Below are 23957 nucleotides of genomic sequence, written 5' to 3'. Positions count from 1 at the left end.
ACGTACCGTGGGCGAACCGTCGCCGCCAGGGCGTCGCGCTCATCGGCTCCCGGCGCAGGACCGTTGACCACCACGGCGCAGGGCAGTTCGAGTGCGCTCGCGACCAGTGGACCCACGAAGTCGTAGTGCTCGGAGACGATCAGGTCGGGTGCCCGGCGTTCGGCCCGGTCCGGGGCTTCGTCCGCCATGAGGTCGCGGCGAGAAGCTTCCCGACTCACGTCGCAAGAGGCCGCTCCGGTCGGCGCCCGGCCCGCGGTGGAGGCGACAACGTACCGCCGAATCCAGACCGGAGAGGCGGCATACGTGTGAACACACCCACCGATATTTGCACAGTCAACCATCTCGTCGACATGTCGGTCCGCTTCAGAAACCAAGTCGTTACCGTGCGCGTGACACCTACTCATGCTCCGCGTACGTGTGAGAAGTGACTGCCTCAACCACACGCCGGGGCACCGCACATGGCGCAGTGCTCACCCGCACAGGTCGAGGCAGAGACACCCCGGGCTCCCTCAGGACGTGCGGCGCGGCGGTACCGCTACCGCTCGACCGCCGCTCCTCGGCCGCCGGGGAGCCCGACCATGAGAGGACACACTTTGCGAAGACTGTTCCCCACGTCCGGTGCCGCACGCGTCATGACCGTGGGCACCGCGCTGCTCTCCGCAGGAGCAGCGCTTGCCACGTCCGTGGCGGCCTCGGCCGACGCCGCCACGGACAGCAGGCACCGGGTCGACTACGTCGCCCTCGGCGACTCGTACGCCTCCGCCCCTCTGGTCCCGAACCAGTCCGACCCGACCTGCCTCCGTTCCGACCACAACTACCCCTCTCTGGTCGCCCGTTCGACGGGGGCGACACTGACGGATGTCAGCTGCGCCGGAGCCACCACCGCCCACATGGCGTCCGCCCAGGGCGCGGTGCCGGCCCAGTTCGACGCCCTCGATCGGGGTACCGACCTGGTCACGGTCACCATCGGCGGCAACGACATCGGCTTCTCGACCGTCCTGGGAACCTGTGCGCAGCTCTCCGCCACCGATCCCGCCGGTGCTCCGTGCCGTACTCACTACATGGGCACGGGGCCGGACACGATCACGGAGTCCATCGAGCAGACCGCGCCGAAGATCGCTCAGGTGATTCGAGGCATCCGTCACCGCGCCCCGCACGCCCGCGTCGTGGTGGTGGGATATCCCGACCTCTTCCCCGAGGACGGAGTCGGCTGCACCAGCGCGAAGGTGCCCTTGGCGGCCGGGGACTTCGCCTATCTGCGGGACAAGGAGAAGGAGCTCAACGGAATGCTCGCCCGTCAGGCGCGCCGGGGCGGGGCGGAGTACGTGAACACCTACGCGCCCACCGTCGGACACGATCTGTGTCAGCCGACAGGCAACCGGTGGATCGAGACGTTCGCTCCGGAGACTCCGGCTGCGCCCGTGCATCCCAACGCCGCGGGCGAGAGCGCGATGGCCGGTGCGGTCGAGCGGGGCCTGTCCCGTCACGCGTCGCATCGGTAGCAGTCCGCCGGCGGGCCTGGTGACACCCGCGCACGCGGGCTGACCGCCGGCAGCTCACCGAGGACGCGCCCGTGTTCGGGCAGACCGTGAACATCTTGGCCCTGTCCACTCGTGTTGTCGGTGTCGGGACTGTTCGGCCGGCGGAGCGACTGCGGAGTTTCCACAGCCGCTCCGCCGGAGGGGCCTTCTCGGCGCCACACCATGTGATCGGTGCCCAGGGCTCCATTGCAGGGCAGGGCAGATCGCCCACCCTCATGAGGTGCTCTGACTCCGTGCATGCACATGCACCCAGACAGGAATCGCCCATGTTCGGAAAACTCGGAGCACCCGAGATCGTGCTGCTCCTCGTCGTGATCGTCCTCCTCCTCGGCGCCAAACGACTTCCCGACATCGCCCGTTCCCTCGGACAGTCGTTGCGGATCATCAAGAGTGAGACCTCGAGCCTGCGCGAGACGGAACCGACCGACACGACAAGCTCCGCGCAGACCGCTCCCGGTCTTCGGCTCGTGCCCGACGACGCACGACCCGGCACCGACACGGGCGACCGCTGACCGACACATGTGCGGACGGAGGGGAACGGGGGGTGTCGCCCTGATGCGCCCCGCCGCCCGGTGCGGTGTGCGAGTGGAGCGATGTGACTGCTCAGGTGGCCGACGTATGAACGGACAGCCGCCACCGAGTGGACGACCGCCGACCGCGTCGTCGGAACACTCGTACGACCCACACGACTTCCGCACGATATTTGCACAGTCAAGTTTCTTATGATCTACTTCACTGGCCAGAGTGAAGCACGGGGGATGTCACACAAACCCGAGGTCACGACTGTCGACGCCGGTCCGATGGACCTGTCCAGCCGGATCCGGTCACCCCTCTTCACCACCTCCCAGTCATCCGGCCTGCATCGCATGACGGGGTGCAGGCATGAACCGGTGGCTCCAGTCGATCCTGTGAGATCCGGTCATGCCCACACCCGGCAACGGCCTCGGGAGGGCCCACCTGTCCCTTCCGCCGTCGCCACGAGCCACAACGGCGGGTCGGGACGACAGGCGAGGACGGAAACCCTGTGGGCGGGTCGACCACCTCGCGGATCTCTTTGTCCACGCAAGGCGCCTCTTCCGCGTCACGTGCGTCGCCGAACCAACCCTCGAGGCCTCGACGGCCTCGGTGGGGTGCGTTCGTGCGCCTCAACCACCGAGTTAGGACGAACAATCACATGACAGGCACGACCAGGCGGTCCCTTTTGGGCATGGCAGGCTTCACCACAGCCGCCGTCGCCGTGGCCGGTACCGGAATCCTCAAGGCGAACGGCGCCGAGGACGACAAGGTGCTCACCGCCGGCGTCATCGACGGTGTGAGCAAGCCGGCGTTCTCGACGCTGACTCCCTTCAAGGATCCACTGCGCATACCTCCGACCCTGCGCCCTGCGGGCAAGGGCGTCACCGAGATCGATCTCGTCGAGGCAACGCTGCGCCTGCACTCCCAGATGCCCGCCACCCGCCTGTGGACGTACGAGGGACACTTCCCCGGCCCGACGATCGAGGCACGCCGCGGGCACACGTTCCGGGTCGCGTGGAGCAACAAGCTGACGGGCACCACCCCCGTCAAGGCGGTCTGGGTCCATCCCGAAGGCCCTGGACCAGGCCTGCTGCCCTACAACCGCCCGGGATCCGAGGGCTCGTTCCCGCGAGCGGAGGTCGACAAGCTCACCGCCTGGACGACGGTGCACCTGCACGGCGGACACCAGAACGCCCTCAACGACGGTGCGGCCGAGTACGGAGTCGGGCCCGGCAGCGCGCAGTTGGCCGAGTACGCGAACGACCAGGCGGCCACGCACCTCTTCTACCACGACCACGCCATGGCGGTCACCGCACTCAACGTGACGGCCGGTCTGATCGGCAACTACCTCGTCCGCGACAAGGAAGAGTCCCGGCTCGACCTGCCGCACGGCGACTACGAGATTCCCCTGACCATCCAGGACGCCAATTTCGACACCGACGACCAGGGGCGCCTGAACGGGCAGATCCTCTACAAGAGGATCATCGGCGGACACGACGCTCCCGAGCCCGGCACCTTGCCGCCGGCGCTGGCCACCCTCAGCCCGTTCACCATGGTCAACGGCGTGGTCTGGCCCTTCCTCGACGTGGAGGCGCGGGCCTACCGCTTCCGCGTGGTGAACGTCTCGGACGCCCGTGTGTACCGGCTCGTCGTGGTCGACGAGGAGACCGGCAAGGCCGTACCCGGCGCGATGAAGCTGATCGGCACGGACCTCGGCCTGCTGGGCAAGCCGCACACCGTCGACGAGGCCGTGACGCTCTCCCCCGCGGAACGCGCCGACATCGTGATCGACTTCGCCGCGTTCCCCGGCAAGCGGCTGAAGCTCGTCAACTCCATCCCTGGTCAGCAGCCCGGAGCCGCTCTTCCCGACTTCGCGATCCCCTTCCCCGAGGTCATCCAGTTCCGTGTCGGCAAGAAGCGCCACCCGCGCCAGACCCTTCCGACAACGTTGTCGAGCTCTTTCCGCAACCTCAAGGCCGAGGACGTCCCCTCGGACGCCACCGAGCGCTTCGTCCTGCTGACGTTCGACAAGTCCGGAGCGATGCCTCAACTCTGGGAGATGCAGGAGGTGTCGGGGGACACGAAGTCCGAGGACGGCATCGTGCAGGTCGAGATGTCGGGCAAGACCCGGACCCTGCGCCGTACCGGTGCCATGTTCGAGGACACGACCACCTTCTTCGCTGCGTCCGGCACATGGGAGAAGTGGCACTTCATCAGCGTCGGACCGCCGGAGGTGCCCATCTACCATCCGATGCACATCCACCTGATGAACTTCCAGGTGATCGACCGCCGTTCCGTGGACGGGTCGGGGATGGACCCCGCCGCGGGACGGACGACGAAGCCGATCACCCTCGGCGGGACGGTGCCCGTCGCTCCCGAGGAGTCCGGCTGGAAGGACACCATCACCGTGCACGCCAACACCATCGTCACGGTGGCCGGACGTCTCGCGGAGCAGACCGGCAAGGTGATGTACCACTGCCACATCCTGTCCCACGAGGACGAGGGGATGATGCGACCCTTCGTGATCATGCCCGCGGCCGTCCACGAGATCCATGCCATGTCGATGGACATGAACGAATCCATGGGCATGCGGCACAAGAAGGGCAGTCACTCCGGCATGAAGATGTGACGCCGGTCCGGCACTGCCGCATGCACGGCGTGCATCGCGGCCGAACCTCCGCCCGCGGCCACGGTCGCGGGCGCGGGGCCGGCTGGTTCGTCCCCGCACTCGTCTCCGGACCGGTGCGGGGCCGGGCCGGCATCGCCGGTTTCCCGCCTCCTGCGTGTCGGGGACCGCGTCGCCGCAGCGCACCCCGACACCTTCGACCCGACTTCCGCTCGGCAGCACGCCGAAGAGGCCGGCGCTCGGCGCCCTTCCCGGCCCCTTCCCGGCTCGTTCTCGGCCGTCCGTGGTACGCGACCGCCGCGGACCCTTTCGTTCACCCGCTCAGGCGCCGTCGCACGGCGCAAGGAGATGCCCAAGCATGTCGGACTCGCACCCGAACGACATCGAAACCGGACGTGAGATCCCGGGCGGTGGCCGTCCGACCCGGGCCGAAGTACGGCGCCGCAGACGGGTCAAGAGGCGTCGTGTGACAGGGGCGGTGGCCGCCGGTGCCGTCCTGGCAGGCGCTGCCGCCTCGTGCACGGCACGCTGGCTGAGACCCTCGGACGGAGGCACACCGACGGCCCCCACCCGGCAGGCGACCGCGTCCGCTCCCGCCCCGCGCGGGTCCGTGGACCTCGCGTCCGCGCTGGCTCCTGTCACGTCCGTTCTCGGCACCGGCAAGATGTCGGTCGCGCTGCTGGACCCGCAGAGCAACAGATGGGCCGGCTACGGCAGGGGCATCTTCGACACGGCCAGCATCGTCAAGGTGGACATACTCTCCACACTCCTGCTCCAGGCCCAGGACGCGGGGCGTGACTTGACCGCCCGGCAGCGCAGCCTCGCGACCGCCATGATCGAGAACAGTGACAACGAAGCGACCAGCGCGCTCTGGGCGACCATCGGCAAGGCATCGGCACTCGACAAGGCCAACGCACGTCTTGGCCTACGAGAGACCACGGGGGGCGACGGCACCGTCTGGGGCCTCACCCAGACCACCGCACTCGATCAGGTCCGCTTGCTGACCGCCGTGTTCGGTGACAGGTCGCCGCTCCATTCCGCGGCACGGTCCTACATCCAGCACTTGATGTACCACATCGCACCGGACCAGGACTGGGGCGTCTCCGTGGCAGCGGATCCGGGACGGCCCACCGCCCTCAAGAACGGCTGGTTGCAGAGGAGTCAGAGCAGCAAGTGGGACATCAACAGCATCGGCCGGATAGAGAAGGACGGCAGGGTCTTCTACCTGGCCGTCCTGCTGAACGGCAGCAGCACCCAGGAGATGGGCATCAAGCTCGTCGAAAAGGCGGCGCGCTCCGCGACCGAGGCTCTCGCCAGAACGCCGACCGCAAGAGTCACCTCGTGATCGGCGCTCGGCCCGAGGCGGCCGGCCCGCCCCGTCCCGGCGGCGCGGGCCGGCGAGCGGAGGAGGCCATTCATGGTCTCCGTCAGCCGGTGGCCTTCGGGACGTCGGCGAGGCGATTGAGCAGCTCCAGAAGGAGCAGCTTCTCCCCCGGGCTGAGGGGCAGCTCCCCCGCTTCGGCCAGCACGGCACGCAGCCCCATGGCCGCGGTGGCCGGACCGGCGCCCTTCCCCGCGGGCGGGGAATCCGCCGCGAGGGGCGCGGTGATGGCGTCGAAGACGAGGTCGCGCGTCACGACGGCCGTGTCCAGGTCGCGGGTGTCGGGGGGTGTGCTGTTCATCGTGGAGACCACGCCCACGCCCGCGGCGTGCATGATGGCCGTGGCCCGTTCGACGCTCATGCGGAGCCGGCCGGCCGCGGCGACGCGGGTCATCATGCGCTGCAGTTCCGCCACGGCCTTGCGGCCGGCGCGCGACAGGTGACCGGAGCGTGCCTGCCCGAAGACCAGGACGTAGTAAGCCGGTCGTGTCAGCCCGAACTCGATGTGCAGGTCCCAGGCGAGACGCAGGTCCGCAACCGGGTCGTCGCTCCGCGGAATTCGGCTCTTGGCCTGGAGATACGTTTCGAAGCCGTGCTCGCCCACGGCCTCCAGCAGGCCGTCCTTGTCCCCGAAGAGCCGGAAGATCGTCGGCGGGAACACACCGGCACGCGTCGCCACGGTGCGCGTGGACATGGCGTCCAGCCCGTCCTGTTCCAGCACATCGGCAGCGGCAAGAACGATCTTGCGCTGAAGCGTCTCCGCCGTCCGGCCGTCCACCACGTCAGCAGTCATGAATCAATGGTATCAAAACCGGCGAATCATTGGTTCGAACCAGTGTTACGCTCGAATCGCTTCCACCGATTCAGACAGGGATGGAATCGCCATGTCATCACAGCCTGTGTACGACTACATACTCGTAGGCGCCGGAACCGCAGGGTGCGTGCTCGCCGCCCGGCTGTCGCAGGACGAGAACGTCCGCGTCCTCCTCCTGGAGGCCGGTTCGTCCACGCTCCCCGACGCTGTCGCACAGCCGCCGGCGTGGCCCTCGCTGGCCGCCTCGGAGGCCGGATGGGGCGACATGACCGTGGCGCAGCGCGCCTCCGGCGCCCCGGTGGCGCTTCCGCGGGGCAAGGGCCTGGGCGGCTCCACCGCGATCAACGCCATGGTGTTCGCGCGCGGCCACCACACCGGCTACGACAGCTGGAGCGAGCACGGCGCCAAAGGCTGGACGTACGGCGATCTGCTGCCCTACTTCCAGCGCAGCGAGACCGCCGTCTGCGGCGGCGTCGGCCGCGGAACGAACGGACCGCTGTTCGTCGGCCCGGCCGCCGAGCCGAACGAGGTCCTGCTCGCCTGCCTCGACGCGGCGGTCGAATCCGGGCACCGCCGCGCCTTCGACATCAGCGGCGGCCTCGAAGAGGGCTTCGCCCCGGTGGACCTCAACATCGTCGCGGGACGCCGCCAGAGTGCCGCCGACGCCTATCTCACTCCGATACGGCACCGCCCCAACCTGGACGTCGTCACCGACGCGGTCGTGCACCGTCTGCTCTTCGACGGCACTCGCTGCACCGGCGTGGAGTACGGCACGCGGGGCCGCGTCCGCACCGCGACAACGGCCGGTGAAGTGGTGCTCACCGCCGGGACGATCGGATCGGCGCAACTGCTGCTGCGCTCCGGCATCGGCCCCGAGAAGGACATCCGGCAGGCACAGGTGGACGTCCTTCACCCACTTCCCGGCGTCGGGCAGAACCTGCACGACCACCCGCGGGCCAACCTCGTCTTCCGCGCACAACGCCCGGTGCCCATGGCGCGCAACAACCACGGCGAGATCCTCGGTCTGCTGCGCAGCACACCGGAGGCGGACGGACCGGACCTGCAGATCATCTTCATCGACATACCGGTTCCCAACCCCATAGCCCCGGTGACGAACGGCTTCACCATCGGTGTCTCCCCCATGCGCCCGGCCAGCCGCGGCACCCTCCGCATCACCTCGGCCGACCCCTACGCAGCACCCGTGATCGACCCCAACTACTTCTCCGCGGAACAGGACGTCCGGACCATGCTGTCCGGCATCACGACGGCGCGCAGGATCGCCTGGTCCTCCGCCCTCACCGCATGGGGGATCGAGGAGGTCAGCCCGGGACTCAACGCCGTGGACGCGGAGTCGATCAGCGACTACGCCCGCAGACACTTCGGGTCGTACTGCCACCCGGTGGGCACCTGCATGATGGGCGAGGACGAGATGTCCGTCGTCGACTCGGCGCTGCGCGTCCGCGGACTCGACGGCCTGCGCGTCGCCGACGCCTCCGTCATCCCCTCCATCCCGTCCAACAACACGAACGCCACCGTGTACGCCATCGCCGAGCGAGCGGCCGATCTCCTGCGCAACTCCTGACACCGCGCCCCGGAGCGGTGGCCGTCAGCGGCCCGACCGCCCGGCCCACGCCTTCACAGCTGGACGGGCAGGTGGCGGGGCCCGCGCAGCATGGCGTTCTGGCGGTAGGGCGGCGGGTCCTGGACCAGGCCGGCGGTGCCGAGGTGAGGGAGCAACGCGCCGAGCGCCGCCTGCGCTTCGAGACGGGCCAAGGGCGCTCCGTAACAGAAGTGGATGCCGCTGCTGAAGCCGAGGTGCTGGTTGTCGGGGCGTGTGGGGTCGAACCTGTCGGGCTCGTAAAACCGTTTGGGGTCGCGACTGCCGGAGGCAAGGACCAGGATGACGGAGGTTCCTCGGGGGATGACGGTGCCGGCCACCTCGATGTCGGCGATCGGGATGCGTTCGCGCATGTGGACCGGTGGTTCAAAACGCAGCAGTTCCTCGACCGCTCGCGGCAACAGATCGGGTTCGCGCCGCAGGTGGTCCAGCTGCTCGGGCCTGCGCAACAGAGTGAGCACCCCGTTGGTGATCAGGTTGACGGTGGTCTCGTGCCCGGCGATGAGGAGCAGTACGGCGGTTATGGCGAGCTCCTCCTGGGTGAGCCGGAGGGCCGGGTCGGGCTCGTTGACGAAGGCGGACAGCAGGTCGTCGCTCGGATGGCCACGACGCTGCTCGGCCAGATTCAGCAGGTACCCGCCCATCTCCATGCGTGCCTGCGCACCGGCCTTGTCGGTCTCGTCGGATTCCTGGTCCGGTCGCACGTCGGCCGATGCCACCAGGGCGTCGGACCAGGCCCTGAAGAGCGGCTCGTCCTCGTGCGGCACGCCGAGCAGACGGCAGATCACGGTGACGGGCAGCGGGTAGGCGAAGTCGTCGACGATGTCGATCTGCCGGCCCGGCTCGAAGGAAGCCATCAGCTCCTCGGTGATCCGGTCTATCTCCCCGCGCATGCCCTCGATACGGCGAGGGCTGTGCGGGGGACCGAAGGGCCGCATGGCAAGGGTGCGCAGTCGGTGGTGCTCGGGGTCGTCCACCCGCAGGAACGGCTGTCGAGGCGCTTCACCATGGGCATGGGGGGCGGCGCTCATCCGCGGGTCGTGGAGCAGCGCGGCGATCTGATGGTAGGTGCCGATCACGCAATCGCCGCCCGTCTGCCACACGACGGGACCGGCTTGACGGAGTTCCTCGTAGAGCGGGTAGGGGTTGGGGCGGCTGGCGTAGTCGGTGATCCGTGCCAGCAACGTCTCGGAGTCCATGACGGCTCCTCGGGGTGGGCAGAGCGTGGGCCGGTCGGTGGCTCACACCACCGCCAGTCGGCGGTCGGGGAGATGGCCGGTGAGCGCGACGGTCGGGCCGTGCGACAGGACGGAAGGGTCCGGAACCTCGGAGGGGATCGTGATGTCGGCCGCGATGGCCCGGTCCTGCGCGCCGGGCGGCGGCGGGAACGGAGCGGCGGTCTCGATCAAGTGCCGGTAGTAGTCGAGGGCCTTGGCCATGTCGACGGTGACCGCGGCCGTGACCCGGCCCTGGTAGCCGTAGACCATCGCCAGACGGCGGGCCTCCAGCGACCCCTGGGCGATGACGACGTGGTCGGAGTAGGTGGGAACGCCCACCGACTTGATGTTGAGTCCGAACTGGGTCGACCAGAAAGTCGGGATGGACAGGTGCGGGCGCTGCAGCGGCCCCGGGTTGACCATGTTGTGGGCCGCCACTTCTGCCTGTTCCACGGCGTTACCCCAGTGCTCCAGCGAGAGCATCTGGTAGCCGAACAGCGGGTGGGGGAAGCGGGAGACGTCGCCGGCCACGAAGACGTCGTCGGTGACGATCCCGTACATGTTGAAGGCGCGGCACCCGGCGTCGCAGGCGACCCCGCGCGGGCCCGCCGCCAGTCCGGAGTCGGCCAGCCATTCGACGTTGCGGACGGCTCCCAACGCCACGACGCACACGTCCGCGTCGACGCGGCTGCCGTCGGACAACTCCGCCCCGGTGAAGCTGCCGTTGCCCTTCAGAGCGGTGACCGTCACCCCGGTGCGCAGATCCACACCGTGATTGCGCTGCATGACAGCAGCGAGCTTCGACAGGGTGCCACCCAGGGCACCCACCAGAGGTGCCGGGCCCCGTTCAGCGACCGTGACGTCCACTCCGAGTTCCCGGCAGGCGGATGCGATCTCCGAACCGGTGAAACCGGCGCCGATCACCAGCACCCGCTCCGGCTGCGCGGCCAGCCGCTCCGCCAGCCCCGCGCCGTCCTCTCGCGTCCGCAGGGTGAACACACCCTCCAGGGCGGCCTCGTCCGGGTCGGGCCAGGGCCGTGCCCGGGTCCCGGTGGTGATCAACAGCCGGTCGTACGGCAGTGACTCCCCGTCCTCCAAGAGCACCTGTTTCGCCAGCAGGTCCACACCGGTGGCGCGTACGCCCAGCCGCCACTCGGCGTCCGGATTCATGCGCATCGGCAGATCGGTGGTGTCCGCTGTGGCCTGCCCGAGCAGCACCTGCTTCGACAGCGGCGGTCGATCGTAGGGCGCGTAGGGTTCATCCCCGACGACCGTCAGTGAGCCGGTGAAGCCTTCCTCGCGCAGTGCCTCCGCGGCCCTGAGCCCGGCCAGCGACGCACCGACGATGACGATGCGGCCGTCCTTCAAGTCACCGGGCACCGCTGCTCACCGCTTCTCCGAGGAGGATCGCCTGCACCGGGCAAGCCGCCGCAGCCTGGCGCACTCGCTCGATCTGGTCGTCGGGCACGGCCGTGGCGTACAGCAGTCCCTCCTGGCCGTGCAGCTCGAACACGTCGGGGGCGTGGAACACGCACTGTGCGTAGCCCTGGCAGCGTGTGAGGTCGACAACGGTCCGCATCTCCACCACTTCCTCCGTTGTCTCACCCCCCTCACTTCCAGCATGAGCCGGGAGCCGACGGCTCGCACGGCGACTGCTCGCAGAGGGCCGCAGTCCGGCTCGGCCGAGCGCCGCGTGGAAGAGAGCCTGGTCCGTTCGTCACTCTCCGCTGCCGTGGGGAGAATGGGATTCCCCACCAGAGCGAGGTGGTGACGATGCCCGTATGGCATCTGCGCGACTACCACGACGACGACCTCGATCAGGCCATCCAGATCTGGGACCAGAGCCGCCGGGCCGACGAGAACCGGGTGTTTCCGGTCTCCGAGGTCATGGCGGCGGCCAAGGCGGGGCAGACGGCGGTGGTCGCGGTGGTCGGCGACGAACTGGTGGGCATGGCCGTTGCGCAGGCCTACGGCAAACGTGGATGGATCCTCCTCGTGGCGCTGGCCTCGCGCTGGCGCGAACGCGGCATCGGCAGTGCCCTGCTCGCCGAGGTGGAACGACGTCTGCGGGCGATGGGGGTGCGGCACATCAGCGCGCTGCTGCCCGCCCACGCCGCTGGGACAAGGGCGTTGGAGAACTGCGGATACCAGTCGCGTGACGGCCTCACCTACTACGAGAAGCTCGAACCACCCGGCACCGTCAACGCCGGTGTCCTCGATGCGCTGGGCGGCCGCATGCTGCCCGACGGACTCTGGGACACCATGGCCGGCATGGAGCGGGAGAAGCAGGTCGTCGAACGACGTGTGGTGCTCCCGCTGACCGAACCGGCACTGGCGGACCGTTACGGTGTCGTCCCGCCCAAGGCGATCATCCTGTTCGGACCACCCGGTACCGGAAAGACCAGCTTCGCCAAGGCAGTTGCTTCACGGCTGGGCTGGCCGTTCGTGGAACTGTTCCCCTCCCGTCTGGCGGCCGACACCAACGAGGGACTCGCCGCGGCACTGCGTGAGGCGTTCGCGGACCTGGCGGAACTGGACTCGGTGGTGCTCTTCATCGACGAGGTGGAAGAGATCGCCGGCGTGCGGTCGGGCAAGGCGGTGGACCCCGGTCACGGCGTCACCAATGAACTGCTCAAACTCATCCCCGTCTTCCGCGAGCAGGACGCGCGGCTGCTGGCCTGTGCCACCAACTCCGTACGCTCGCTGGACGCGGCGTTCCTGCGCCCGGGCCGGTTCGACTACGTCATCCCGATCGGTCCCCCGGACCAGGCCGCGCGTGAGGCGATCTGGGGCCGCTATCTGATGTCCTCGTCCGATGAGGTCGACCTCGGCCAACTCGTCGAGGCCAGTGAGATGTTCACGCCTGCCGACATCGAGTTCGCTTCCCGCAAGGGAGCTCAGGCGGCGTTCGAGCGTGAGGTCGCACATCGCCAGGGCCGACCGGCCACCACCGAGGACTACATGACCGCCATCGCCGACACACGGCCGACACTCACGGCACAGGCGATCCAGGAGTTCACCGAAGACATCGAGAAGTACAGCCGGTTGTGAACGTCTGGAGACTCCCCCAGGCCTCCTCCGACCTCCCGTCCGCCCCGCGCGTGGGGACCCGGGGGCAGAGCGAACGCCCCCAGCACTGAAGCTGGTCGGAAGCGATGAGCTTGCGGTCAGTGGGGGTGCGTGTGGTCGTGGCCCGGCGGGCGTCGCGCCAGGGCTCGGGCGCGCGCCGTGACCTCGTCCGCGGTCACGGCGCGCAGCTCGACGAGTACGTCCTCGAGGGCGGCCAGCCAGAGCCGGTAGTAGCTGTAGGGCTCCTCCGGTGCCGCCGCAGCCTCCCGGTCCGCGATCCGGGCGATCAAGGCGGCCCGGAAGTCCGGCCAGGTGAATGCGCCCGCCTCGTACAGGCTGACGGCCATACCGAAGGCGCGGCCCTCCCAGGGCTCGGCGAAGACCAGCTCTCCGTTGGACCTCGGAGGTGCGGTGGCCCCGTCGATGTCCAGTGGCGCGCTCATGGTGCCGCCACCTTGGCCACGCCCACCATGGTGTCCCGTGTCACCAGCGGCACGAGCTCTTCCTCGGACAGGTGCTCGGTGCCGGCCGGGCGCTCGGGCAGTACGAGCCAGCGCACCTCACTGGTCGAGTCGTGGACGGTGATCCGCACGTCGTCGTCGAGGTCGAGTCCCATCTCGGACAGCACCGTGCGGGGCTCCTTGACCACGCGCGACCGGTACGCCGGGTCCTTGTACCAGCTGGGTGGCAGGCCGAGCACCGGCCACGGATAGCACGAGCACAGCGTGCACACCACCACGTGGTGTGTCGTCGCCGTGTTCTCCACCACGACGATGTGCTCGCCCTGCGCACCCGAGAAGCCCAGCTCCTTGATGGCCGCGGTGCCGTCCTCGAGCAGTCGCCGTCGGTACTCCGGGTCGGTCCAGGCCTTGGCGACCACCTTGGCGCCGTTGAGCGGGCCCACGTTGGTCTCGTACGTCGTGATGATTCCGTCCATCGCCTCGGGGTCGATCAGGCCCCGTTCGGTGAGCAGTTGCTCGAGCGCCTCGGTGCGCAGGGACGGGGACGGACGGTCGCCCGCTCCGCTGGTGTTCATGAGGCCGTCTCCAGGTAACTTTCGTACATCTCCACGGTGAGCGCGAAGGGTGCCGCGTCGGCTCCCCACAGCTCCGCCGAGTCGAACCGCACCGAGTAGACATGCTCGGGGTTCTCGCCCAGGAAGTGCGCGTTGGTGTCCGGCAGCACGGAAGCGGGCTGGATGCGCTCGACGACACCGATGTGTCCCCGCACGTAGCCCGGCAGCCGGGTGTGCCCGGGCACCGACCTGGCCCTGGCCCGTACACGCTCGCCGGGGACGAAGACCGGGGCGGTGTCCACGGATCGCAGCGAGCCCGCACCGACCGGCGCGGCGGTCGGCGCGTAATCGGGGCGAGGCACGGGTGGCGGCGGCTCCTGAAGATGTTCGCCGCGCAGGTTCCGGGCGCGGGCGTCGATCGCCCCGACAGCGAGGGTGGCGCTTTCGGTGAGCATCAGCTCCGCGCCATGGAGCCAGCGCCCGAAGTAGCCGTCGTCAAGATAGAGGGCAGGGTCGAGGCGTTCCAGCGCGTGCCGGAAGGCATCGGGGTTGTAGCCGCCGCACGCGATACGGCTGGAGAGGAGTGCCAGAGCGAACGCCCGGCCCTGCCAGGGTTCCTCGAAGACCGGTTCATCGGGCCTCCGCGGGAGCACGGCGCCCCATCCCGGGGCTCCCCCCATATCGGCGATACCGTCCATGACGTGACCTCTCACGTATCCGTATCGCGGATGTCCTCAACCAGTTCCGGACAGTCCATGCGGTCGGCATCACGGGTCCGACTGCGCTCGAATGCGCCCGTGGCATTGCCGGCGGCACCACTCGATGTCCGCGAATGGTCGTCCGAGGGAGGGATTCCGACGCCGGAAGCCATGACTCGCTGTTCAAGAGCCTATGAGCCCGTACGCGGAACGGCAATGGCGACGGGTGTCACGAGCCCGTCGGGCAGACCTCGACACGGTGGTCCGCCACCTTTCCGGAATCGGTGCTCTGGCCTTACGGAGCCGGTACTCGCCCTCTGCCGTCGACGGAACCGGCGCCCTCCCGGTGCCGGATCCGGCCGATGACCCGGTCCCCGGACACATCCGGTGGCGCCTCGTCCTCCGCCCGTGCTCACGACGCTCAGCCGGCGACCGCCGTAGCCGTGACGGAGGAGGTCTCGACCCGGGAGAAGTGCAGCTCGGGATCGACGACGCTGTCGGCGCGGAGCAGTTTGACGTCCGAGTGGTAGTCCATCGAGGTCAGCCACGGCATGCGGTCGCCCTGCCGGGGCAGTTGGTCGACCGCGCGCTGGATGTAGCCGGCGGCGAAGTCGAGGAACGGCCGGGTCTGCATCGCCGGGTCGGCCACTTCGGGGCGGCAGATGTCGTGGCCGGCCGCGTCCATGTGAGCCAGCAGTCGGCAGAAGTGCTCGCACAGCAGACCGACCTTCAGCGTCCAGGAACTGTTGGTGTAGCCGATCGAGAAGGCCAGGTTGGGAATCCCCGAGAGCATCATGCCCTTGTAGGCGACGGTGTCGGACAGGCGGATGTCCTCGCCGTCGACGGTGACCGCGATGCCGCCGAACGCCTGCACGTTCAGGCCGGTCGCGGTGACGACGACATCGACCTCGAGTTCACGGCCGGATTCGAGCCGCACTCCGTCCTCGGTGAACGTGGTGATCCGGTCGGTGACGACGGAGGCCTTTCCGGCGGCGATGGCCTTGAACAGATCCCCGTCGGGGACGGCACACAGTCGCTGGTCCCACGGGTCGTACGGCGGGTTGAAGTGTTCGTCGAGCGGATAACCGTCGGGCAACTGCTTCGCGTTGGCCCACCGGATGAGCCGGCGTGCCGTCCTCGGGTATCGCTTGCAGAAGGACCAGACGAAGCGCTGCTGGGCGATGTTCTTGCGCCGGGTCAACGCGTAGCCCCGTTCGGGCCCGAGGTACTTCTTCAAGGCGTTGCCGATCGCGTCCTTCTTCGGTACCGGCAGGATGTACGACGGGGTCCGCTGCAGCATCGTCACGTGCGCGGCGGTGTCGGCCATAGCGGGCAGCAGTGTGACCGCGGTGGCGCCGCTGCCGATCACCACGACCCGCTTGCCGGCGTAGTCCAGGTCCTCGGGCCACTGCTGCGGATGCACGATCGTGCCCCGGAAGCGTTCCCGGCCTTCGAAGTGCGGGGTGAACCCCTCGTCGTAGCGGTAGTACCCGCCGGCGCAGAACAGCCAGGCGCACGTCAGGGTCGTCCGCTCGCCGGTGTCGGCGCGCTCGATGTGCACCGTCCACCGTGCCTGGCCTGTCGACCAGGACACGGAGAGCACCTTGTGGTGGTAACGGATGTGGCTGTCCAGGCCGTTCTCGGTGGCGGTCTCGCGCAGGTACGACAGAATCCGCGGCGCGGAGGCGATGGACTCCTCGTCCCGCCACGGTTTGAACTCGTAGCCGAAGGTGTGCAGATCCGAGTCGGACCGGATGCCCGGATAGCGGAACAGGTCCCAGGTCCCGCCGGAGGCGGCCCGCGCCTCCAGGATCGCGAACGTCTTCGACGGCAGTTCGGTCTTCAGATAGCGACCGGCCCCGATGCCGGAGATCCCGGCACCGACGATCAGGACGTCGACATGCTCGACGGCGGACGAGGCTGAGGCAGCAGACATGGGCGGCGACTCCAGACGACGAGGTACGGCTCGACCATGGTGAGGCCCGGCCGACCCAGCGGCCAGTCGCGATCTGCACCAATTCAACTCTCGTTCGGTGCACAGTGCACCACTAGTGTCGTCGCATGCCGCTGTGGAATCCGCCGTCGCCCCGCGTACGGGAACTGATGCGCCAGGGCGCCGAGACAGCGCTGAGGCCCAGGCCGGAATGGCTCGCCGAACTCGACGCTGCCACCCTGTCCGGCCAGGCGCAGCAGGTCGCCGCCGACCCGGTGCTCGCCGCCGGGACACGGCGGACCAACCGGTCCAACCTGCTGTTCTGGGCGGCCTGCAACGTCCGCGCCCCCGGCGAACCGGTACCCGCGAACGACGGCGACGCACCCTTGGCCATCGCCCGCGACCTGGTGCGGCGGGGCCTCGACGAATCCGCGCTCGACTCCTACCGGGTCGGTCAGAGTGTCGCCGTGCGGGTGTGGACGCAGATCGCCTGCTCGCTCACCACCGACGCCGAGGAACTGCGCGAGCTGCTGGACGTGTCACTGCGATCCATCTCCGCCTTCGTCGACGAGACCGTCGCCGCCATCGCCGCACGTATGCACGTCGAGCGCGGCGAGCTCACCCGTGGCACCCACGCCGAGCGCCGCGAGATCGTGGCCCTGCTGCTGGACGGCGCGCCGATCACCCGGCAGCGCGCCCAGGCACGACTGGGTTACGCATTGGAGCCGACGCACACCGCAGCCGTCGTCTGGGCCGACGATCCCGGGGCCGACCTTCATCAACTCGACCGCGCCGCGGACGCCCTCGCCGCCGCGGCCGGTCGGGTACCGCCGTTGAGCGTCCTCGCCAGTGCCGCGACCCGCTGGGTGTGGGTCCACGGCCTTCCCGACGCGGACCATGTGCAGGACGCCCTGGACGGACTGCCCGCCGTACGCATCGCGCTCGGCTCGCCCGCGCCCGGCGTCGACGGCTTCCGCCGCAGTCACCTCGACGCGCTCACCACGCAGCGGATGCTGGCCCGTCTGTCGTCCGCTCAGCGCCTGGCCTCGTACGACGAGGTCGAACTCGTCGCGCTCCTCACCCAGGACCCCGAACACGCCGACCGCTTCGTCAAACGCGTCCTCGGCGACCTGGCGACGGCACCGGCCGACATCACCGACGCGGTACGGGTCTTCATCGCCGAACAGTGCAACGCCTCCCGGGCCGCCACCCGCCTCTTCACCCACCGCAACACCCTGCTCCGGCGTCTCGCCCGCGCCGACCGGTTGCTGCCACGCCCCCTCACCGGGCACACCCTCGAAGTGGCGGCCGCGCTCGAAGTCCTCCAGTGGCGCGGACACGGAGCGCGCGACCAGTCATGAGCGCCTGGCCGAGCCGCTGCCCTTCCGAGGGTCGCGCGAAGACACGCTTGCGGTGGCACGACCCAGGTCGTGATGCGAGCCGACCTGTTCCGGCACCTGCGTCACCGCCCAGCAGGTGTGTCGGCCCGATGCCTCTGCGTAGCTTCGTGCTCCCCGTGGAACCGCGGCGCAGCCTGCATTACACTTAGGAGCACATACTCCTATATGGCCGTCGATACAGGACGGACGCCCCGGTCCAGACCTCCCGGTTCGCAACCTCGGGCGGCCGGTCCGATGTCACACCCCGGTGCGCGCGACCACGCCCGGCCACCCCGAAGGGCCCTTGAGGGCTTGCCCTCACCGTCGGGCACGAGGCTTCACGAATCGCATCGACTCTCGTTCCCGTCGTGCGACCTGGAGGTTCGCGCCTCAATTCGTCACCTGTTTGACAGGTGACGCATTCATATGAAACTGTCCAAACATCCACCCGAACAAGGGCCGTATCGCGAGTCGATCGAATCCGACTCTATTCATCGACAGCCCTGCCCATCGGGACCGGTAGCCCTTTCTTTCGCTATCGCATCGATTCACCACCGAACGGAGCCACATGATGCAGAAGATTTTCAAGACCAAGAAGGCGCGTTACCTGAGTGCGGCCGCGGGCCTGGCCACGGCGGTCGCCGGGGGTATCACTCTCGCGCCATGGGCCTCGGCGGACACGCCGACTTCTTCCATCAGCGCTCCCGCGGCGAAGCACCGGGCCCAAACCTTCGAGCTGGTCGGCAAGCAGACCTCAAGCGCAGAGATAGATCTGGGCCAGAAGGGCGCCGGCATAGGTGACGAGAACGTCGTCCACGAAGACCTCTACCGCGACGGAAAGAAGGTCGGTGATCACAGCGCGATCTGCACCGTCACCCACGTCAATCCGACGGCGCTCCAGTGCCTGGGGACCTTCTCCCTGCCGGAGGGACAATTCTCCGGACAGGCACTGCTGCACCTGCCCGCCCCGTCCTACGTCGACGTCGGCATCACCGGCGGATCGGGTGCGTACAGCAATGCCTCGGGCTTCATTCGCACCATTCCCGCGGGAGTCACCGAAAGGCACTTCACCGTCCACTTGAACGGTTGATTGCGGAATATCCAGCAACAAAATCTGGGCCTCGGTCCGGCTGTGGTCGCCACCCGCAGCCGGACCGCCGTCTCCCGTCGCCACCGCGCGAACTGGCGGGCCGGTAAGCCGGGACGAATGTCTTGCGCGGACGCGTGGACGCAGCCAGCCCTCGAAGGCGAGGGCTGGCATCTTATTGACGGACGCCAGAAATCACCCTTTGAACGGGTGATGACGAGTGTCGCGAGTGTGCCCCCGAGACGTCGGCCCGCGCCATGCCGGGCCGACTGCCGTCGACGGCCTCCCACGTCCGGCAGGCAGGACCGGGCATGGGCAAGTCCTGGACCGGCTCGGACGAGCCGAGGTGTTGAGCGTGGAGCACCGGTGAGTATCGACGCCGAGGCTGCCGCAAATGACCTTCCAGCGCCTCGCCCGGCGTGAGGTCTCACACGTGCGCGAGCTTGTCCGGGTTGACGACCCTGCGATAGGCGGCGATCAGTCCGTCCTTGATCTCCACCGTGTCCACGGAGACCACCCGCCCGTCCCGACGCAGCAGGAGCGCTGGTTCGCCTCCGACCTCGATGACCTCGATACTGTCCGGGCGCCACCGGCGGCCCACGCGTACCAGCACCATCGCGATGCGCGCGCCGCCGTGGATGGACTTGCGCGCCGCGGGGAGTTTGCCGCCACCGTCACTGACGAAGACGGCATCGGGGTGCAGGAGGCGTACCAGCCCGGCCATGTCCCCCGCTTCGTACGCGTTGCGGAACGTGGTGACCAGTCGCTCGTGCTCCACCCGGGAAGCATGTGGGGTGGATCGCTTCGCCGTGGCCACCTTGCGCCGTGCTCGTGAGGCGAGTTGGCGGGCTGCCGCCGCGGAGGCGCCCAGCACGTCGGCGATCTGGCTGAACTCGAGACCGAATACGTCGTGGAGGATGAAGGCCACACGCTCCGACGGCTTCAGTTCCTCCATCACCAGCAGCATCGCCGATCCGACGGATTCGTCGACCAGCACCGGCTCCGAAGCGTCCGGCCCCGTCAGCAACGGCGCCGGCAACCACGGCCCGACATAGGTTTCCCTGCGGACGCGGGCGGACTTGAGGATGTCGTACGACCGTCGCGCGGCCACCGTGAGAAGCCAGGCCCGGAGGTCACGGACGTCGCGCAGGTCCGCTGCGGCCGCCCGCAGCCACACGTCCTGGACCACGTCCTCGGCATCGGCCACGCTGCCGAGCAAGCGGTACGCCGCCCCGAAGACGGCGGGCCGAAGGTCTTCCCACTCGCTCTCGAGCTCCCCAGGCGGCCCGGGCATACGTATCACGTCCATTGACGCAGCCTCCTTCGCTCTCGCCGGCGCTCGGGTGAGCCCTCCTGCGCCGGGAGTGCAAATCGAGATATTTCTTATCCAGAATCTTGCGAACAAAAATGCGCGTGACTCACACCCCTCGGCGAACCGCGCGAATTCTTCCCGCTGCACCCGGCACCCGGCACGGCGAATCGTGGGGGACGATCCCGGCGCCCGCGGGCGAGAGGGCTGCCTGTCGTGCGAAGAAAGTCTCCAAGTCTGACGTTCTGCACCTTACCAGGTTAGGAGTACATGCCCCTAACGGCAGGACGGCAAGGGCATCACCGTCCGGAACTCGGCCCCGACTCCCGATGGTCAATGGTGGCCGCAGCGGTCTCAGCGCCGACCCGCGCGGCGGGATCACGATCTACGACTGGACCGCTACCGGCCCAAAGTTCGCAGGTCGGGGCTGTCACACCCGGGTGGGCCGTCTCGTCTACCTGACGCAGGTCGAACCCCGCTGACGGGCCCGCGACCGGACCTTCGACGTGGGTGTCCATGCCCCGGGTCCTTACGGAGCAGAGGCACATGTCGGCGGGGCGGCCGGACCGGTGCAGCCGCGGATCTCCACCGCCCGGTACCGGCCGGAGCACCGCGTGACACACGCTTTCCGATGGGAGACATACCGATGAATTCCTATGCCATACACGCCGGTTCGATGTTCGACGGATTCAGTCTGTCGGGCCCCGCCACCGTGTATGTCTCGGGGGACCGCATTGTGCGCGTGGACCGCACCGGGGCGCTGCCCTCCGACGGCAGCGAGGTCATCGACCTCGGTCCCTCGGCCTGCCTGCTGCCCGGCCTCATCGACACCCACGTCCACCTTGCCTTCGACGCCGGCCCGGACCCCGTGACGTCCTTGGGCTCCACCTCCGACAGCGAGCTGCTGGCGCAGATGCGGGCCGCGGCCCGGTCCGCCCTGCTGGCCGGCGTGACCACCGTGCGCGACCTCGGTGATCGCCGCTACCTCTCGCTGACCCTCGTGGAAGAGATGGCCGGGCGCCCGGAGCTGGGCCCGGAAATTCTTGCCGCCGGGCCTCCGCTGACCACGCCGGGCGGCCACTGCCACTTCTTCGGCGGTGAGGTCGAGGGCGCCGAAGCCCTTCGTGGGACCGTCCGCGAGCATCACGCCCGCGGCTGTTCCGTCATCAAGATCATGGCGAGCGGCGGCCATATGACACCCGATTCGGTGGCGCCGCACGCGTCGCAGTACGGCTTGGACGACCTGCGTGTGGTCGTGGACGAAGCACACCGCCTCGGGCTGCCGGTGGCCGCGCACGCTCACGGCGTTCAGGCCATCAGGGACGCCGTCGAAGCGGGTGTCGACAGCTTGGAGCACGTCTCCTTCCTCTCCGCCGACGGCATCGCTCCCGACCTCGACCTCATCGACACCATCGTGAGGAAGGGAACCTTCGTCAGCCTGACGCTGGGTCAGGACCCCGGCGCAGTCCAGCAGATGCCCGAGGCCGTGGCCGCGTTCGTCAATGCCCTGTTGGACGTCTACAGCAGCCTGCACAAGCATGGCGCCAACGTCGTCATCGGCTCGGACGCCGGCATCGGGCCCATGAAGCCTCACAACGTTCTCCCCCACGGCGTGGCCGACTTGGCCGCGCTGGGCGTTGCACCGCTGGACGCGCTCATCTCCATGACCAGCTCGGCGGCCCGCCTGTGCCGTGTGGAGGGCCGCAAGGGCAGGATCACCCCCGGTGCCGACGCCGACATTCTGGTCGTCACCGGTAACCCCGCTGACGACCCTGCCGCCATTCTTGACGTACAGGCAGTCTTCCGCGCCGGTGTCCGCGTGCGGTGAGCCGGCGACGACGACGCCCGCGCCCAGGTGGAGATGAACCGGTCCTTTCGTGACCCGCAACCCGACCCGGAGGTCGGCACGGACTTCGACTCCGGCCTGTGGACTTCCGACGGCCGTGGCGACCCGATCGAGCGCGCCGGCGTGTCCGTGCGGCTTTCCACCACCAACACTTAGACGAAGGACAGGAATTCAGCATGACAGATCTTCCTGATGAGCCCATCGCGGTCCTCGAGACCCGGCTTGCCCACGACGTCCACCGAGTCGCCACCACCTTGCTGGCAGAGGCGGCTGTTCGCCCTTCGGTGCCGCTGAGCGCGCTGGAACAGCTGCGCGACTTCCTGGTCGTGAACCTGCGCCATCACCACGAGAGCGAGGATGAGGATCTGTGGCCGCGCATCGTCGCGGCGGCGCCGGCTGCCGCGCTCGCGCTCGATGAGCTGAGCGGGGAACATGAGCGACTGGACGAGGCGCTCGACCGGCTTGCCGCCGTCGCGGTGAGCGATGGCGGGACCGTCGAAAGCCCCGGCGAGTCCGCCGGTTCGGAAGCCGGTGGGGGCGAAGGCAGCACTGGCGACGCAGTCCGTGATGCGCTTCACCAAGCCGCCGTCGCGGTACGCGACACGGTGCACACCCACCTGGCCCGTGAAGAGCCGATCCTCTTCCCTGCGCTGCGCGACCACATCAGTTCGGCGGAATGGGCGGAGTTCTCGCAGCAGGTGATCGCCACCACGCCGCCCGTGGCCGGGCATCTCATGATCGGATTCCTCCACGAGGTGGGCGCGCCCGCGGAGGTCGAACTCCTGCTCGCGGCCCTGCCGGAGCCGGTCCGTCCGCTCCTGTCCGCGATGCGCCACCAGGCAGCGGAAGACCTGCAGATCCTGCGCGGGACAGGCTCATGACCCCGGCCCCCGTCAGATGGCCGGACGCAGCGGATCCCGCCATCAGGGGCGACCTCACCGTCGCGGCCGCGTATGTCACCCCGGCCGGGGGCGCGGTGGTCACCAGCGTCTCTCCGGTGGGCCTCGGAGACCGGGAGGCAGGCCGCGTCGGCTTCACCACCTCGCTCGGCTTCCCGAAGAAGCTGGAGCACATCCTGCGGAACCCGCATGTGTCGCTCGCCTATCACACGCGGGAGCACGGCTTCGCCACGACCGAGTCGTACGTACTCGCGCAGGGCACCGCGTCGGTCGACCTGCGGCCGTCACCGCAGCGCCTCGCGGAACTGCAGCTGGCCTCGGAGCCGTTCTTCGGGAAGACCAAGCGCGGGCCGATCTGGGACTGGCTGCTGCGCGAGTACCACCAAGAGCGCGTCTTCGTCGACGTCGGCATCCAGCGTGTGGCTGTCTGGCCCGATCTGGCGGCCCGCGGCACGGTGACGGTCACGGGCGCCGACCGGCCGGAGATGCCGACCGAGCAGAAGCCGCCGAAAAACGGTACGGATCCGCGCGTGGACGTCTCCGCGGTCGCCCGCCGGATCGGCGAACTGCCACACCGGCTTCTGGCCTACCAGGGCGCGGACGGCCTTCCTGTCATCGTCCCGGTAGCGGTCACTGGGCACGACGACACAGGGCTGCACCTCGACGTGCCGCCGGGACTGCTGCCGTCGGGCGGGCGAAGGGCCGGTTTCCTCGCCCACGCCTTCCGACCGCAGTGCATCGGACTCGGCATGCGAACCCTCACCGGCTGGCTGACCGTCACCGATGAAGGCGCCCTCTACGCTCCCCACACGTCCAAGGGCCTGGCCGCGCCTCCGTACAAGACCCTTCTGACAGTTTCGAACGGCCTGCTGGCCAAGCACGGGCTACGGCGCGCCCGTCGCGACGGCACCGCCGAACACCTGCGGCAGCTCGCCGCAGGTGCCGCTGGTGCCCGCTCCGAGCCGCCCGACGCCAGGTACAGGTGACACGTTCGATACGGCTCCCGGCG

The 23957-nt window shown here is 68.9% G+C and carries 20 protein-coding genes; 11 read left to right on the top strand and 9 right to left on the bottom strand.

Annotated elements, in window-relative coordinates:
* The first annotated feature begins 578 nt into the window (after positions 1 to 578).
* The 4 genes from ABEB03_RS25795 (at position 579) to ABEB03_RS25780 (ending at position 6028) form a co-directional block, all read left to right on the top strand.
* Positions 579 to 1502, top strand: a complete 924-nt coding sequence (locus ABEB03_RS25795) for an SGNH/GDSL hydrolase family protein (protein ID WP_345654071.1) — start codon at positions 579 to 581, stop codon at positions 1500 to 1502.
* Between the two features lie 305 nt (positions 1503 to 1807).
* Positions 1808 to 2053 carry a Sec-independent protein translocase subunit TatA gene (gene tatA / locus ABEB03_RS25790; RefSeq protein WP_345654068.1) on the top strand — a complete coding sequence of 82 codons (246 nt, stop codon included), beginning with the start codon at positions 1808 to 1810 and terminating at the stop codon, positions 2051 to 2053.
* A gap of 695 nt (positions 2054 to 2748) precedes the next feature.
* Positions 2749 to 4686 (top strand): multicopper oxidase family protein, encoded by a 1938-nt coding sequence (locus ABEB03_RS25785; protein ID WP_345654065.1) that lies wholly within the window; start codon positions 2749 to 2751, stop codon positions 4684 to 4686.
* 355 nt (positions 4687 to 5041) lie between these two features.
* The gene (locus ABEB03_RS25780) at positions 5042 to 6028 is read left to right on the top strand and encodes a serine hydrolase (RefSeq protein WP_345654062.1); all 987 of its coding nucleotides are present in this window, start codon (positions 5042 to 5044) and stop codon (positions 6026 to 6028) included.
* 82 nt (positions 6029 to 6110) lie between these two features.
* Here ABEB03_RS25780 and ABEB03_RS25775 read toward each other — a convergent pair whose 3' ends face one another.
* Entirely contained in the window at positions 6111 to 6857 is a 747-nt protein-coding gene (locus tag ABEB03_RS25775; protein ID WP_345654058.1) for a TetR/AcrR family transcriptional regulator, read from the bottom strand.
* A 91-nt stretch (positions 6858 to 6948) separates the two neighbouring features.
* Between ABEB03_RS25775 and ABEB03_RS25770 the strand changes: the two genes are divergently transcribed.
* Entirely contained in the window at positions 6949 to 8460 is a 1512-nt protein-coding gene (locus tag ABEB03_RS25770; protein WP_345654053.1) for a GMC family oxidoreductase, read from the top strand.
* 53 nt (positions 8461 to 8513) lie between these two features.
* Here ABEB03_RS25770 and ABEB03_RS25765 read toward each other — a convergent pair whose 3' ends face one another.
* Genes ABEB03_RS25765 through ABEB03_RS25755 form a run of 3 tightly spaced genes read right to left on the bottom strand, consistent with a single transcriptional unit; the run spans position 8514 to position 11292 of the window.
* Positions 8514 to 9695, bottom strand: a complete 1182-nt coding sequence (locus ABEB03_RS25765) for a cytochrome P450 (protein ID WP_345654051.1) — start codon at positions 9693 to 9695, stop codon at positions 8514 to 8516.
* A gap of 42 nt (positions 9696 to 9737) precedes the next feature.
* Positions 9738 to 11093 (bottom strand): NAD(P)/FAD-dependent oxidoreductase, encoded by a 1356-nt coding sequence (locus ABEB03_RS25760; RefSeq protein ID WP_345654048.1) that lies wholly within the window; start codon positions 11091 to 11093, stop codon positions 9738 to 9740.
* The gene (locus ABEB03_RS25755; RefSeq protein ID WP_345654045.1) at positions 11083 to 11292 is read right to left on the bottom strand and encodes a ferredoxin; all 210 of its coding nucleotides are present in this window, start codon (positions 11290 to 11292) and stop codon (positions 11083 to 11085) included. The genes ABEB03_RS25760 and ABEB03_RS25755 overlap by 11 nt, the downstream gene beginning before the upstream one ends.
* A 194-nt stretch (positions 11293 to 11486) precedes the next feature.
* Between ABEB03_RS25755 and ABEB03_RS25750 the strand changes: the two genes are divergently transcribed.
* Positions 11487 to 12764, top strand: coding sequence for an ATP-binding protein (locus ABEB03_RS25750; RefSeq protein WP_425589297.1), 1278 nt, complete (start codon positions 11487 to 11489; stop codon positions 12762 to 12764).
* A 116-nt stretch (positions 12765 to 12880) separates the two neighbouring features.
* Here the strand turns inward: ABEB03_RS25750 and ABEB03_RS25745 are convergent, their stop codons facing one another.
* The 4 genes from ABEB03_RS25745 to ABEB03_RS25730 all read right to left on the bottom strand — a co-directional run bounded on the left by ABEB03_RS25745 (position 12881) and on the right by ABEB03_RS25730 (position 16431).
* Complete coding sequence (locus ABEB03_RS25745) at positions 12881 to 13225, bottom strand: nitrile hydratase accessory protein (protein WP_345654039.1); 345 nt, start codon at positions 13223 to 13225, stop codon at positions 12881 to 12883.
* Positions 13222 to 13818, bottom strand: a complete 597-nt coding sequence (nthA, locus tag ABEB03_RS25740) for a nitrile hydratase subunit alpha (RefSeq protein WP_345654036.1) — start codon at positions 13816 to 13818, stop codon at positions 13222 to 13224. The genes ABEB03_RS25745 and nthA overlap by 4 nt, the downstream gene beginning before the upstream one ends.
* The gene (gene nthB / locus ABEB03_RS25735) at positions 13815 to 14495 is read right to left on the bottom strand and encodes a nitrile hydratase subunit beta (protein ID WP_345654034.1); all 681 of its coding nucleotides are present in this window, start codon (positions 14493 to 14495) and stop codon (positions 13815 to 13817) included. The genes nthA and nthB overlap by 4 nt, the downstream gene beginning before the upstream one ends.
* Before the next feature lie 421 nt (positions 14496 to 14916).
* The gene (locus ABEB03_RS25730) at positions 14917 to 16431 is read right to left on the bottom strand and encodes a flavin-containing monooxygenase (RefSeq protein WP_345654031.1); all 1515 of its coding nucleotides are present in this window, start codon (positions 16429 to 16431) and stop codon (positions 14917 to 14919) included.
* A 125-nt stretch (positions 16432 to 16556) separates the two neighbouring features.
* On the opposite strand from ABEB03_RS25730, the gene ABEB03_RS25725 reads away from it, so the two are divergent.
* Positions 16557 to 17789 carry a PucR family transcriptional regulator gene (locus ABEB03_RS25725; RefSeq protein WP_345654028.1) on the top strand — a complete coding sequence of 411 codons (1233 nt, stop codon included), beginning with the start codon at positions 16557 to 16559 and terminating at the stop codon, positions 17787 to 17789.
* Between the two features lie 586 nt (positions 17790 to 18375).
* A complete protein-coding gene (locus tag ABEB03_RS25720; protein WP_345654025.1) occupies positions 18376 to 18897 on the top strand; it encodes an allene oxide cyclase barrel-like domain-containing protein in 522 nt (173 codons plus the stop codon).
* 424 nt (positions 18898 to 19321) lie between these two features.
* On the opposite strand, the gene sigJ is transcribed toward ABEB03_RS25720, so the two are convergent.
* Positions 19322 to 20203, bottom strand: coding sequence for an RNA polymerase sigma factor SigJ (sigJ, locus tag ABEB03_RS25715; RefSeq protein ID WP_345654022.1), 882 nt, complete (start codon positions 20201 to 20203; stop codon positions 19322 to 19324).
* A 646-nt stretch (positions 20204 to 20849) separates the two neighbouring features.
* Between sigJ and ABEB03_RS25710 the strand changes: the two genes are divergently transcribed.
* From ABEB03_RS25710 to ABEB03_RS25700, 3 genes are all read left to right on the top strand, one after another.
* Complete coding sequence (locus tag ABEB03_RS25710; RefSeq protein WP_345654019.1) at positions 20850 to 22031, top strand: metal-dependent hydrolase family protein; 1182 nt, start codon at positions 20850 to 20852, stop codon at positions 22029 to 22031.
* Between the two features lie 194 nt (positions 22032 to 22225).
* On the top strand, positions 22226 to 22930 hold the full coding sequence (locus ABEB03_RS25705; RefSeq protein ID WP_345654017.1) for a hemerythrin domain-containing protein: 705 nt from the start codon (positions 22226 to 22228) through the stop codon (positions 22928 to 22930).
* The gene (locus tag ABEB03_RS25700) at positions 22927 to 23934 is read left to right on the top strand and encodes a pyridoxamine 5'-phosphate oxidase family protein (protein ID WP_345654015.1); all 1008 of its coding nucleotides are present in this window, start codon (positions 22927 to 22929) and stop codon (positions 23932 to 23934) included. The genes ABEB03_RS25705 and ABEB03_RS25700 overlap by 4 nt, the downstream gene beginning before the upstream one ends.
* Positions 23935 to 23957 lie beyond the last annotated feature (23 nt).

This window comes from Streptomyces siamensis, from assembly GCF_039543605.1.
Taxonomy (GTDB): domain Bacteria; phylum Actinomycetota; class Actinomycetes; order Streptomycetales; family Streptomycetaceae; genus Streptomyces; species Streptomyces siamensis.
Note: the sequence above shows the minus strand (reverse complement) of the source record. Positions and strands in the feature narration are given on the sequence as shown.

Coding starts and splice junctions, on each gene's coding strand:
- ABEB03_RS25795 (WP_345654071.1), top strand. CDS start 579: ATGAGAGGACACACTTTGCGAAGACTGTTCCCCACGTCCGGTGCCGCA.
- tatA (WP_345654068.1), top strand. CDS start 1,808: ATGTTCGGAAAACTCGGAGCACCCGAGATCGTGCTGCTCCTCGTCGTG.
- ABEB03_RS25785 (WP_345654065.1), top strand. CDS start 2,749: ATGGCAGGCTTCACCACAGCCGCCGTCGCCGTGGCCGGTACCGGAATC.
- ABEB03_RS25780 (WP_345654062.1), top strand. CDS start 5,042: ATGTCGGACTCGCACCCGAACGACATCGAAACCGGACGTGAGATCCCG.
- ABEB03_RS25775 (WP_345654058.1), bottom strand. CDS start 6,857: ATGACTGCTGACGTGGTGGACGGCCGGACGGCGGAGACGCTTCAGCGC.
- ABEB03_RS25770 (WP_345654053.1), top strand. CDS start 6,949: ATGTCATCACAGCCTGTGTACGACTACATACTCGTAGGCGCCGGAACC.
- ABEB03_RS25765 (WP_345654051.1), bottom strand. CDS start 9,695: ATGGACTCCGAGACGTTGCTGGCACGGATCACCGACTACGCCAGCCGC.
- ABEB03_RS25755 (WP_345654045.1), bottom strand. CDS start 11,292: ATGCGGACCGTTGTCGACCTCACACGCTGCCAGGGCTACGCACAGTGC.
- ABEB03_RS25750 (WP_425589297.1), top strand. CDS start 11,487: ATGCCCGTATGGCATCTGCGCGACTACCACGACGACGACCTCGATCAG.
- ABEB03_RS25745 (WP_345654039.1), bottom strand. CDS start 13,225: ATGAGCGCGCCACTGGACATCGACGGGGCCACCGCACCTCCGAGGTCC.
- nthA (WP_345654036.1), bottom strand. CDS start 13,818: ATGAACACCAGCGGAGCGGGCGACCGTCCGTCCCCGTCCCTGCGCACC.
- nthB (WP_345654034.1), bottom strand. CDS start 14,495: ATGGACGGTATCGCCGATATGGGGGGAGCCCCGGGATGGGGCGCCGTG.
- ABEB03_RS25730 (WP_345654031.1), bottom strand. CDS start 16,431: ATGTCTGCTGCCTCAGCCTCGTCCGCCGTCGAGCATGTCGACGTCCTG.
- ABEB03_RS25725 (WP_345654028.1), top strand. CDS start 16,557: ATGCCGCTGTGGAATCCGCCGTCGCCCCGCGTACGGGAACTGATGCGC.
- ABEB03_RS25720 (WP_345654025.1), top strand. CDS start 18,376: ATGATGCAGAAGATTTTCAAGACCAAGAAGGCGCGTTACCTGAGTGCG.
- sigJ (WP_345654022.1), bottom strand. CDS start 20,203: ATGGACGTGATACGTATGCCCGGGCCGCCTGGGGAGCTCGAGAGCGAG.
- ABEB03_RS25710 (WP_345654019.1), top strand. CDS start 20,850: ATGAATTCCTATGCCATACACGCCGGTTCGATGTTCGACGGATTCAGT.
- ABEB03_RS25705 (WP_345654017.1), top strand. CDS start 22,226: ATGACAGATCTTCCTGATGAGCCCATCGCGGTCCTCGAGACCCGGCTT.
- ABEB03_RS25700 (WP_345654015.1), top strand. CDS start 22,927: ATGACCCCGGCCCCCGTCAGATGGCCGGACGCAGCGGATCCCGCCATC.